At 59.8% G+C, this 11,535-nt stretch carries 9 protein-coding genes; 7 read left to right on the forward strand and 2 right to left on the reverse strand.

Translation table 11 applies throughout. The features are described 5' to 3' along the window. Positions 1–56 precede the first annotated feature (56 nt). Positions 57–1,091, forward strand: coding sequence for an arginine N-succinyltransferase (astA, locus tag MKS85_RS18830; RefSeq protein WP_076383983.1), 1,035 nt, complete (start codon positions 57–59; stop codon positions 1,089–1,091). Positions 1,092–1,325: 234 nt separating this feature from the next. After that, positions 1,326–2,195 carry an oxaloacetate decarboxylase gene (locus tag MKS85_RS18835; RefSeq protein ID WP_047228462.1) on the forward strand — a complete coding sequence of 290 codons (870 nt, stop codon included), beginning with the start codon at positions 1,326–1,328 and terminating at the stop codon, positions 2,193–2,195. 74 nt (positions 2,196–2,269) lie between these two features. Here MKS85_RS18835 and MKS85_RS18840 read toward each other — a convergent pair whose 3' ends face one another. After that, positions 2,270–3,499 carry an acyl-CoA dehydrogenase gene (locus tag MKS85_RS18840; RefSeq protein WP_047228463.1) on the reverse strand — a complete coding sequence of 410 codons (1,230 nt, stop codon included), beginning with the start codon at positions 3,497–3,499 and terminating at the stop codon, positions 2,270–2,272. A 178-nt stretch (positions 3,500–3,677) separates the two neighbouring features. Here MKS85_RS18840 and MKS85_RS18845 point away from each other — a divergent pair, with 178 nt between their 5' ends. From MKS85_RS18845 to MKS85_RS18855, 3 genes are all read left to right on the forward strand, one after another. Next, positions 3,678–4,607, forward strand: a complete 930-nt coding sequence (locus tag MKS85_RS18845) for a LysR family transcriptional regulator (RefSeq protein ID WP_047228464.1) — start codon at positions 3,678–3,680, stop codon at positions 4,605–4,607. Between the two features lie 192 nt (positions 4,608–4,799). Then, positions 4,800–5,201, forward strand: coding sequence for a MerR family DNA-binding transcriptional regulator (locus tag MKS85_RS18850; protein ID WP_047228465.1), 402 nt, complete (start codon positions 4,800–4,802; stop codon positions 5,199–5,201). 47 nt (positions 5,202–5,248) lie between these two features. Continuing rightward, the gene (locus tag MKS85_RS18855) at positions 5,249–6,148 is read left to right on the forward strand and encodes a hydroxymethylglutaryl-CoA lyase (protein ID WP_047228466.1); all 900 of its coding nucleotides are present in this window, start codon (positions 5,249–5,251) and stop codon (positions 6,146–6,148) included. A 628-nt stretch (positions 6,149–6,776) separates the two neighbouring features. Here the strand turns inward: MKS85_RS18855 and MKS85_RS18860 are convergent. After that, a complete protein-coding gene (locus MKS85_RS18860; RefSeq protein ID WP_188251317.1) occupies positions 6,777–8,474 on the reverse strand; it encodes an AMP-binding protein in 1,698 nt (565 codons plus the stop codon). 185 nt (positions 8,475–8,659) lie between these two features. Here MKS85_RS18860 and MKS85_RS18865 point away from each other — a divergent pair, with 185 nt between their 5' ends. After that, a complete protein-coding gene (locus MKS85_RS18865; RefSeq protein ID WP_188251318.1) occupies positions 8,660–9,823 on the forward strand; it encodes an isovaleryl-CoA dehydrogenase in 1,164 nt (387 codons plus the stop codon). A gap of 99 nt (positions 9,824–9,922) precedes the next feature. After that, positions 9,923–11,527, forward strand: a complete 1,605-nt coding sequence (locus MKS85_RS18870) for a carboxyl transferase domain-containing protein (RefSeq protein WP_188251319.1) — start codon at positions 9,923–9,925, stop codon at positions 11,525–11,527. The last annotated feature ends 8 nt before the right edge of the window (positions 11,528–11,535 follow it).

An 11,535-nucleotide genomic window follows, 5' to 3' on the forward strand; every position in this document is an offset into this window, starting at 1 on the left:
ACGCGATTCCTCACCTGGCATCAGCGCCCCGATTGGCACGATGAAGGAGCTGCATCATGATTGTGCGCCCGGTCGCTCTGACGGATCTGCCCGCTTTGTTGGACCTGGCCCATTGTGCGGGCCCCGGGTTCACCAGCCTGCCGGCCAACGAAGAACGCCTGGCTCATCGAGTGCGCTGGGCCCAGCGCACCTTTGCCGGACAAGTCGAACGCGCCGATGCCGATTACCTGTTCGTGCTCGAGGACGATGACCGGCAAGTGGTCGGTATCAGCGCCCTGACCGGTGCGGTCGGGCTGCGTGAGCCCTGGTACAACTATCGAGTCGGGGTCACCGTCAGCTCCGCGCCTGAACTGGGCATCCAGCGACAGATACCCACGCTGTTCCTCAACAATGAGATGACCGGGCAATCGGAGATCTGCTCCTTGTTCCTGCATCCTGAACACCGCCGCGGCCATAACGGACGCCTGCTGTCCCTGGCGCGCTTGCTGTTCGTGGCCGAGTTTTCCCAGCTGTTCGGTGAAAAACTGATCGCCGAATTGCGAGGACACGCCGACGAGCACGGCTGTTCACCGTTCTGGGACAGCCTGGGCCGGCACTTCTTCCAGAAAGACTTCAGCTACGCCGACCAATTGTCCGGCATGGGCAACAAATCCTTCATCGCCGAGCTGATGCCGCGCCAGCCCCTGTACACCTGCCTGCTCACCGAACAGGCCCAGGCGGCTATCGGCAGGGCCCACCCGAATACCGAGCCGGCCCTGAAAATCCTCGGCGCCGAGGGTTTTACCCATAAAGGCTACATCGACATTTTCGATGGTGGCCCGGTGATCGAAGCGCCAGTGGCGAAAATCCGGACCGTGCGCGACAGCCAGTCGCTGACCCTGGCCATCGGCACACCGGACGAAAAGGCACCGGTCTGGCTGATCCATAACCGACGGCTGGCGAGTTGCCGCGTTACCAGTGCCCGAGCCCACCAGCACGGTCACAGCCTGCTGGTGGACCGTCTCACGGCCAAACGTCTGCAAATGCAACCAGGTGACACGGTGCGCGCCGTGGCGTTGCTTCAACAGGGGCGGCAAGCGGCGGCGGCATAGGCTGGGTTCGAGCACAAATACCTTACCCACTGACACGCATTAACCTCCGCCCCCTTTGCCTGCACCTTGGTCAGCTCGATCATCGCTGACAGCCTGTCGGGATCCTCTGCAATCCGGCACACACATAGCCCATGCACATTCGTCATCATCTTTAAGCCTTGCGCGTGATAGCCTTTGGATCTTTCGGCGTTGACACTTTTGCTCAAGCCTTTCCATTCCAATGGTGGAACTCATATGCCCAGGCTTTCCCATCAAGACTTGCGTCGCAACTTTCGCCAACTGCTGGCGAGCGAAACCTGCTACCACACCGCCTCGGTGTTTGATCCGATGTCAGCGCGCATCGCCGCCGACCTGGGTTTTGAAGTAGGGATACTGGGAGGTTCAGTCGCGTCGCTGCAAGTGTTGGGGGCGCCGGACTTTGCCCTGATCACACTCAGCGAATTCGCCGAGCAGGCCACGCGCATTGGCCGCGTAGCCCAACTGCCGGTAATTGCCGACGCCGATCACGGCTATGGCAACGCCCTGAACGTGATGCGCACCATCATCGAACTCGAACGCGCCGGTGTGGCGGCCCTGACCATCGAAGACACGCTGCTGCCGGCCCAGTTCGGCCGCAAATCCACCGACCTGATCGGCGTCGCCGAAGGTGTCGGCAAGATTCGCGCAGCGCTGGAAGCCCGGGTCGACCCGGAAATGGCGATCATCGCCCGCACCAACGCCGGGATCCTACCGGTCCAGGAAATCATCAGTCGGACCCAGCAATACGAACGTGCCGGCGCCGACGGGATTTGCATGGTGGGTGTGCAGGACTTCGACCACCTGGCGCAGATCAGCGAAAACCTGAGCGTGCCGTTGATGCTCGTCACCTATGGCAATCCGTTGCTGCGTGACGACAAACGCCTGGCGGAACTCGGCGTGCGCGTCACCATCGATGGTCACGGTGCCTACTTCGCCGCGATCAAGGCCACCTATGACAGCCTGCGCGAACAGCGGCAGATCTTCACCCAGGCGTCAGACCTGAGCGCCACCGAGCTGACCCACACTTACACCCAGCCCGAGGATTACATCCGTTGGGCCGAGGAATATATGAGCGTCAAGGAGTAAGCGAGCTCACCCCCACAAGATGAGCCTGTGGAAGCAAGCTTTGCTCCCACAAAGGCTCGTAGTGGGCTAACTTCCTAGCGCCCGCTGCGCAACATCTCCTTGGGCACGTACTTGCCGATCTCGAACTTGCCGATGGCGGCGCGGTGCACTTCATCCGGGCCGTCGGCCAGGCGCAAGGTGCGTTGCATGGCGTACATGTAGGCCAGCGGGAAATCGTTGGAAACCCCTGCCCCGCCGTGGATCTGGATGGCCCGGTCGATAACCTTCAAGGCCACGTTCGGCGCAACGACCTTGATCTGGGCGATCTCACTCTTGGCGACCTTATTACCGACGGTGTCCATCATGTACGCCGCTTTCAGGGTCAGCAGGCGCGCCATGTCGATTTCCATCCGTGAATCGGCGATCTTGTCGACGTTGCCGCCCAGGCGCGCCAACGGCTGGCCGAAGGCGGTGCGGCTGACGGCACGTTTGCACATCAACTCCAATGCACGCTCGGCCATGCCAATGGAACGCATGCAGTGGTGGATCCGACCCGGGCCGAGGCGACCCTGGGCAATTTCAAAACCGCGCCCTTCGCCCAGCAAGACGTTTTCGTACGGCACCCGCACATTGTCGAACAGCACTTCGGCGTGGCCGTGGGGCGCATCGTCGTAGCCGAATACCGGCAGCGGACGTACGATTTTTACCCCAGGCGTGTCCACCGGCACCAGAATCATCGAGTGCTGGGCATGACGCGGCGCGTCGGGGTTGCTCAGGCCCATGAAGATCAGAATCTTGCAGCGCGGATCACAGGCCCCGGAGGTCCACCACTTCTTGCCGTTGATCACCCACTCGTCGCCATCGCGCTCGGCGCGGGCGGCCATGTTGGTGGCGTCCGAAGAAGCAACGTCCGGCTCGGTCATGGCGAAGGCCGAACGGATCTCGCCGCGCAGCAGCGGTTCCAGCCAGCGTTGTTTCTGTTCTTCATTGGCGTAACGCACCAGCACTTCCATGTTGCCCGTGTCCGGCGCCGAGCAGTTGAACGGCTCCGGCCCCAGCAACGAACGGCCCATGATCTCTGCCAACGGCGCGTATTCGAGGTTGGTCAGGCCAGCGCCCAGCTCAGACTCGGGCAGGAACAGATTCCACAGCCCCTCGGCTTTGGCCTTGGCCTTGAGCTCTTCCATGATGGCGGTGGGCTGCCAGCGGTCGCCTTCGGCCACTTGTCGTTCGAACACTGCTTCAGCCGGGTATACGTAGGCGTCCATGAACGCGGTGACACGTTCACGCAGTTCCTGAACCTTGGGGGAATACGCAAAATCCATGAGAAGCACCTTCTTGGCAGAGGTTGTTTTTAGGTCATGAAATCGATGCTAGTTCAGCTACGAAAATTTACCTAACCTATTCTCGGCGTGTATTAACATTCATCACCGATATATGGTTCACTGATTTGCATCGCCACCCGGCACCTCACAACAAGCCCAAGAACAAGAGTGCAGCGCCATGAATCTGAGCAAGGTCGACCTCAACCTTTTTATCGTTTTTGACGCGATCTACACCGAAGCCAACCTGACCCGCGCCGGACAGATCGTCGGCATCACTCAGCCGGCGGTGTCCAATGCCCTGGCGCGTTTGCGTGAGACCTTCAATGACCCGCTGTTCGTGCGCACGGCCCAGGGCATGGTGCCCACGCCCATGGCCCAGAACATCATTGGCCCGGTGCGCAATGCCTTATCGTTGCTGCGGGTGTCGGTGCAGGAAAGCCGGATTTTCAATCCGCTGCAGGCGGTCAAGACCTACCGCATCAGCATGACCGACCTCACCGAAGGCGTGATCCTGCCGCTGTTGTTCCAGCGCCTGCGACGCCTGGCGCCGACCGTGGCCATCGAGAGCTTCCTGTCCAAGCGCCGTGAAACCACCAAGGAACTGGCCGCCGGTCGCCTCGACTTCGCCGTCGACGCGCCACTCAATACCGACCCGCAAGTGCGCCACGTCAAGCTGATGGAAGACCGGTACGTGTGCGCCATGCGCAAGGGGCACCCACTGGCGGGCAAGGAAAAAATCAGCCTCGATGATTACCTGGCCCAGACTCATGTGCATATTTCCAGCCGCCGTAACGGTCTGGGTTATGTCGACCTGGCCCTGGGCAAGATGGGCATCCAGCGCAAGATCGCCCTGCGCTCCCAGCATTACTTGATGGCGTCCCAGGTGTTGCAACAGACTGACATGGTCATGACCGTCCCCGAGCGCTTTGCCCGTCGTCACGATCTGCATGCCTTCGTGTTGCCGGTCAACGATGTGCCCCCCGTGGAAACCCATCTCTACTGGCATGAAAGCACCGACCAGGACCCGGCCAATCGCTGGATGCGCGAACAGATGATCGAGCTGTGCCAGCAGGTGACGGCGCATGAGAAGAAGCTCGACAAGGTTTAGGCGATCAAAATTGTGGGAGCGAGCCTGCTCGCGATGGCGCCGGGTCAGTCAACATTAATGCTGACAGGTATACCGCTATCGCGAGCAGGCTCGCTCCCACAAGTGGTGTGTCTGCATTGGGATCTGATTGCTTGACGTGAACGTCAACCTGCCATTAGCTTAGCGCCAGCCCCTTTCGTTTCGAGCGCTTCCATGAGCAGCCAGACCTACAGCATCTCCGACCTCGCCCGCGAACTGGATATCACCACCCGGGCCATCCGCTTCTATGAAGAGCAAGGCCTGCTGAGCCCGGAACGACGTGGCCAGGAACGCATTTATTCGCCTCGGGACAAGGTCAGCCTGAAGCTGATCCTGCGGGGCAAGCGCATCGGTTTTTCCCTGGCCGAGTGCCGTGAACTGATCGAACTCTACGACCCCACCAGCGGCAATCAGAAACAACTGCACAGCATGCTGGCGAAGATCACCGAACGTCGGGAACAGCTCGAACAGCAACTGCTGGACATCGAACAGATGAAGCTGGAACTCGACACCGCCGAAGAACGCTGCATCCAGGCCCTGGAGCAGACGATCAAAGGTCAGGAAACCGTGCAGTAATCATCGTCATCCTCTTGATACTGGCAGCCCACTACAGGTCAATCCCCATGTCCCTTCCCTCCTTTGTACGCCTGATTGAAGTTGGCCCTCGCGACGGCCTGCAGAATGAAGCACAACCCATCAGTGTCGCCGACAAGGTGCACCTGGTGGACGCCCTGAGCGCCGCCGGCCTGGGTTATATCGAAGTCGGCAGTTTTGTCTCGCCCAAGTGGGTGCCGCAAATGGCCGGCTCCGCCGAGGTGTTCGCGCAGATACAGCGCAAACCCGGCGTCACCTATGGCGCCCTGGCGCCGAACCTGCGGGGTTTTGAAGACGCGCTGGCGGCCGGCGTGAAAGAGGTCGCCGTGTTCGCCGCCGCGTCCGAAGCATTCTCCCAGCGCAACATCAACTGTTCCATCAAGGAAAGCCTTGAGCGCTTTGCGCCAATCATGGAAGCCGCCCGGCAGAACGGTGTCAGCGTGCGCGGTTACGTCTCCTGCGTGCTGGGCTGCCCGTACGAAGGCGCGGTCAAGCCCGAACAAGTGGCGTGGGTCGCCCGCGAACTGTACGCAATGGGCTGCTACGAGGTGTCCTTGGGGGACACCATCGGCACCGGCACCGCTGGCGCCACACGCAAGATGTTCGAGGTGGTTTCGGCTGAAGTGCCCAGGGACAAGCTCGCCGGGCACTTCCACGATACCTACGGCCAAGCCATGGCCAACGTCTACGCCAGTCTGCTGGAAGGCATCGCCGTGTTCGACAGTTCTGTCGCAGGCCTGGGCGGTTGCCCGTATGCCAAGGGCGCCAGCGGTAACGTTGCCACCGAAGACGTGTTGTACCTGCTCAATGGCCTGGGCATTGAAACCGGCGTCGACCTGGACGCACTTATAGGTGCCGGCCGGCAGATCTGTGACGTACTGGGTCGCCCTACCGGTTCGCGGGTAGCCAAGGCGCGCGCCGCACAGTGAGGTGTTACCGCTCCCGGTGTAACAGCTACGAAACGAGTAACACGGAAACAATTTGTCAGGTCTGGACGGGCGGATATTTCCGACAAAAAACCCAAGTCATTGATTTATAAAGCATTCATAAAAGTTGGCACGCACCCTGCTATACCTTTGGCATAACAAAAATAAAAAATGCGATACACCCAATAAAAACAAGACGAAACGACTCTGACATAACAAAAACAACACGACAGAGGCGCAGCTAACAGATTTTTTTGGAGAAGATGGGCTTTTCAGGGTGCTTTCAGGAGCAACCCGCAACCGGGCAGAGAACAATAAAACTACCTTCAGGTAGCCCCCGAATCGGTTGGATCGCGAAGCGAAAAAGCAGGTCAGCGCTCAAAAAAATACGTTTGCTCTTGATCCCGGATGGGGATCGCCAAAACAGCGGTAAAGGGTCACGGCTACTAAAAACAACAACAGGCCGCCCCTCAATAATAAAAAAAGAGCACGTAACGACAAAATTAAAGGGGAGCTTCGGCTCCCCTTTGTGCTGTCTGGGATTTGGGTTTTCCGCGGCGATGTGTCAGCCATATCACCTTGGTTGACACACTGCATTCGCGAGCAAGCCCGCTCCCACAGGGGATTTTTCTCAGCTTTCCTTTTCGCGCAGTTCTTCAATGCTGATTTCGCGCATGCGGAACTTCTGGATCTTGCCGGTCACGGTCATCGGGAACTCCTCGACGAACTTGAAATGACGTGGCGTCTTGAAGTGGGCAATGCGCTCTTTGCACCAGGCCTGCAACGCTTGCTCGGTGGCGCTGTGGCCGGGATGGAACTTGATCCAGGCGACGATTTCTTCACCGTAGCGCGAGCACGGAATGCCGATCACTTGCACATCAGCCACTGCGGGGTGGGTGAAGAAAAATTCTTCCAGCTCACGCGGGTAAATGTTCTCACCGCCTCGGATGATCATGTCCTTGTTGCGTCCGACGATGCAGACATAACCCTGTTCGTTCATGGTCGCCAGGTCGCCAGTGTGCATCCAGCCGTCCTGATCGATGGCGTCAGCAGTGCCGCTAGGGTTGTCCCAGTAGCCGAGCATCACGCTGTAGCCACGGGTACACAACTCGCCGATGGTGCCACGGGCAACGATATTGCCGGCCTCGTCGACGATCTTGCTCTCCAACTGCGGCTGGGTACGGCCAACGGTGGTCACGCGCAATTCCAGTTCGTCTGAAGGACCGGTCTGCAACGACACAGGACTGGTTTCCGTCATGCCGTAGGCAATCTGCACTTCGGCCATGTGCATCTCGTTGATGACCCGGCGCATCACCTCAATAGGGCAAGTGGCCCCGGCCATGATCCCGGTGCGCAGGCTGGACAAATCAAAATCGCCTCGTTGCGGCTGGTCCAGCATGGCGATGAACATGGTGGGCACGCCATACAGCGCCGTGGCTTTTTCTTCGGCCACGGTACGCAGGGTCAGCAACGGATCGAAGGCGTCGTTGGGGTAGATCATGGTGCTGCCGTGGGTCATGCAGCCCAGATTGCCCATGACCATGCCGAAACAATGGTAGAGCGGTACCGGGATCACCAGCCGGTCGCTCGCCGTCAGACCCAGGCTTTCGCCGACCATGTAACCATTGTTGAGGATGTTGTGATGGCTGAGGGTCGCGCCCTTGGGGAACCCGGTGGTGCCGGAGGTGTACTGGATATTCACCGGATCATCATGATGCAGGCTGGCCTGGCGCTCGATCAGTTGCTCAGGCAAAACCGCAGCGCCAAGGGCTGCCAGTTGTGACCAGGGTAAAAAGCCTGACGGTGGTTGGGCGTCCAGACTGATCACGCCTCGTAGCAGCGGCAGACGCTCGCTGTGCAACTGGCCTATCGATTGCTCCGCCAGTTCAGGCGCGAGCGCTTGCACCATGGCGTGATAATCCGAAGTTTTGAACGCTGCGGCGCAGACCAGCCATTGGCAACCTGACTGCTTGAGCACGTATTCGAGTTCGGAACTGCGATACGCCGGGTTGATGTTGACCAGAATGACACCGATCTTCGCACTGGCGAACTGGCTGATGCACCACTGAGCACAGTTGGGGGCCCACACGCCAAGACGGTCGCCGGCTTTCAAGCCCAGCGCCAACAGGGCTCGGGCATGCAAGTCGACGGCTTCGGCCAGTTGGCGCCAGGTATAACGCAGCGATTGATGGCGAACCACCAACGCCTCGCCATCGGGATACCGGGCCACAGTCTGATCAAAGGCCTCGCCGATGGTGTGCGCCAGCAGAGTCTTGTCCTGGGAGCCGCGGGTGTAGCTGAGCTGCGATTGCGAACCGGGTTGATCCATGATGACCCCTCTTGTCTTTATTAGTGGGTGTATCGGTGAACCTGCTGACTCAAGCGCACTTACTTTGGCGTAAGTTGACGTTAACGTAAAGGGTGATTGACAGCCATTCGTCACAGGCTTACGTTAACGTAAAGGTGAGAGCCAATCCCCTCTCCACACCCGACAAAAAATCCAAAAGGTGTCCCATGAGCTACCCATCCCTGAACTTTGCCCTCGGCGAAACCATCGACATGCTCCGTGATCAGGTGCAGGCCTTCGTCAAAGCTGAGCTAGCGCCACGGGCCGCCCAGATAGACATCGACAACCTGTTCCCTGCCGACATGTGGCGCAAATTCGGCGACATGGGCCTGCTGGGCATCACCGTCCCGGAAGAATATGGCGGCGCTGGCCTGGGTTATCTGGCCCACGTGGTGACAATGGAAGAAATCAGCCGCGGCTCGGCCTCGGTCGCCCTCTCCTACGGCGCCCACTCCAACCTCTGCGTCAACCAGATCAACCGCAACGGCAATCACGAACAGAAAACCAAGTACCTGCCCAAGCTGATCAGCGGCGAACACATCGGCGCACTGGCCATGAGCGAACCCAACGCCGGCTCTGACGTGGTGTCGATGAAGTTGCGGGCCGACAAGCGCGGCGACCACTACGTGCTCAACGGTAGCAAGACCTGGATCACCAACGGTCCCGACGCCAACACCTACGTGATCTACGCCAAGACTGACCTGGAAAAAGGCCCCCACGGTATTACTGCTTTCATCGTCGAGCGCGACTGGAAGGGCTTCAGTCGCAGCCACAAATTCGACAAGCTCGGCATGCGCGGCTCCAACACCTGCGAGTTGTTTTTCGATGACGTCGAAGTCCCGGAAGAAAACATCCTCGGGGTGCTCAACGGCGGCGTGAAAGTGTTGATGAGCGGCCTCGATTACGAGCGTGTCGTGCTGTCGGGCGGCCCTACCGGGATCATGCAGGCCTGCATGGACCTGATCGTGCCGTACATCCACGACCGCAAGCAGTTCGGCCAGAGCATCGGCGAATTCCAGTTGATCCAGGGCAAAGTCGCGGACATGTACACCCAACTCAACGCCAGCCGAGCCTATCTCTATGCCGTGGCCCAAGCCTGCGAGCGCGGCGAAACCACCCGCAAGGACGCCGCCGGGGTCATCCTCTACAGCGCCGAACGCGCCACGCAGATGGCCCTCGACGCGATCCAGATTCTGGGGGGTAACGGCTACATCAATGAATTCCCCGCCGGTCGCCTGCTGCGTGACGCCAAGCTGTACGAAATCGGTGCTGGTACCAGTGAGATTCGTCGGATGTTGATCGGTCGTGAACTGTTCAACGAGACGAAATGAATTTCGTCAGCTACAAGCGACAAGCTTAAAGCAGCAAGAGAACCGCGCTCTTGCTTGCAGCTTGTGGCTCGTGGCTTATAGCTGCTACGGAGTAGCCCTATGATTCTGCATACCCAGCTCAATCCGCGCTCAGCGGAATTTATTGCCAACCGCGAGGCGATGCTCAAACAGGTCGACGCTTTGCACACCCTACTCGCTCAGGTTCAACAAGGTGGTGGCCCCAAGGCGCAGGAGCGTCACACCTCGCGGGGCAAACTGCTGCCCCGTGAGCGCATCAATCGCTTGCTCGATCCGGGTTCGCCGTTTCTCGAGATCAGCCAATTGGCAGCTTACGAGGTGTATGGCGAAGACGTGCCGGCCGCTGGCGTGATTGCCGGGATCGGCCGGGTGGAAGGCGTCGAGTGCATGATTGTCGCCAACGATGCCACCGTAAAAGGTGGTTCGTATTACCCGCTGACCGTGAAAAAGCACCTGCGCGCGCAGACCATCGCTCAACAGAACCGTTTGCCGTGCATATACCTGGTGGACTCCGGCGGCGCCAACCTGCCGCGCCAGGACGAAGTGTTTCCCGACCGTGAGCACTTCGGACGGATCTTCTTCAATCAGGCGAACATGAGCGCCATGGGCATTCCACAAATTGCCGTGGTCATGGGCTCCTGCACCGCCGGTGGCGCCTACGTGCCGGCGATGGCCGACGAAGCGATCATGGTTCGCCAGCAAGCCACGATCTTCCTGGCCGGCCCACCGCTGGTGAAAGCGGCCACCGGAGAGGTGGTCAGTGCTGAAGACCTGGGCGGTGCCGATGTGCACTGCAAGATCTCCGGCGTCGCCGATCACTACGCCGACAGCGATGAACACGCCCTGGCCATTGCCCGCCGCAGCATTGCCAACCTCAACTGGCACAAGCTCGGCGAAGTGCAGCAACTTGCCCCCATCGCCCCGCTGTATTCGAGCGACGAGCTGTACGGCGTGGTTTCAGCGGACGCCAAGCAGCCGTTTGACGTGCGTGAAGTGATTGCGCGGCTGGTGGACGGTTCGGTGTTCGATGAGTTCAAGGCGCTGTTCGGGACGACGCTGGTCTGCGGTTTTGCTCACTTGCACGGCTACCCGATCGCGATTCTCGCCAACAATGGCATCCTCTTCGCCGAAGCCGCGCAAAAAGGCGCGCACTTTATCGAGCTGGCCTGTCAACGCGGTATCCCGCTGCTGTTCCTGCAAAACATCACGGGGTTCATGGTCGGGCAGAAATACGAAGCCGGCGGCATCGCCAAGCACGGCGCGAAGCTGGTGACGGCGGTGGCCTGCGCCAAGGTGCCGAAATTCACGGTCATCATCGGCGGTAGCTTTGGTGCCGGCAACTATGGCATGTGCGGCCGCGCCTACGACCCACGGTTCCTGTGGATGTGGCCGAATGCGCGGATTGGCGTGATGGGTGCCGAACAGGCCGCCGGCGTACTGGTGCAGGTCAAGCGCGAACAGGCCGAACGTAGCGGCCATCCGTTCAGCGCCGCCCAGGAAGCTGAAATCAAACAACCGATTCTCGATCAGTACGAAGAGCAGGGCCACCCCTACTATTCCAGCGCGAGGCTGTGGGACGACGGGGTCATCGACCCCGCCCAGACCCGCGATGTACTGGGCCTGGCCTTGTCCGCGTCGTTGAACGCGCCCATCGAACCGAGCCGCTTCGGCGTGTTCCGGATGTAAACGGGGAA

The sequence above is a fragment of the Pseudomonas sp. JL2 genome (assembly GCF_031570495.1).
In the GTDB taxonomy this organism is placed as follows: domain Bacteria; phylum Pseudomonadota; class Gammaproteobacteria; order Pseudomonadales; family Pseudomonadaceae; genus Aquipseudomonas; species Aquipseudomonas rhizophila.

Coding starts and splice junctions, on each gene's coding strand:
- astA (WP_076383983.1), top strand. CDS start 57: ATGATTGTGCGCCCGGTCGCTCTGACGGATCTGCCCGCTTTGTTGGAC.
- MKS85_RS18835 (WP_047228462.1), top strand. CDS start 1,326: ATGCCCAGGCTTTCCCATCAAGACTTGCGTCGCAACTTTCGCCAACTG.
- MKS85_RS18840 (WP_047228463.1), bottom strand. CDS start 3,499: ATGGATTTTGCGTATTCCCCCAAGGTTCAGGAACTGCGTGAACGTGTC.
- MKS85_RS18845 (WP_047228464.1), top strand. CDS start 3,678: ATGAATCTGAGCAAGGTCGACCTCAACCTTTTTATCGTTTTTGACGCG.
- MKS85_RS18850 (WP_047228465.1), top strand. CDS start 4,800: ATGAGCAGCCAGACCTACAGCATCTCCGACCTCGCCCGCGAACTGGAT.
- MKS85_RS18855 (WP_047228466.1), top strand. CDS start 5,249: ATGTCCCTTCCCTCCTTTGTACGCCTGATTGAAGTTGGCCCTCGCGAC.
- MKS85_RS18860 (WP_188251317.1), bottom strand. CDS start 8,474: ATGGATCAACCCGGTTCGCAATCGCAGCTCAGCTACACCCGCGGCTCC.
- MKS85_RS18865 (WP_188251318.1), top strand. CDS start 8,660: ATGAGCTACCCATCCCTGAACTTTGCCCTCGGCGAAACCATCGACATG.
- MKS85_RS18870 (WP_188251319.1), top strand. CDS start 9,923: ATGATTCTGCATACCCAGCTCAATCCGCGCTCAGCGGAATTTATTGCC.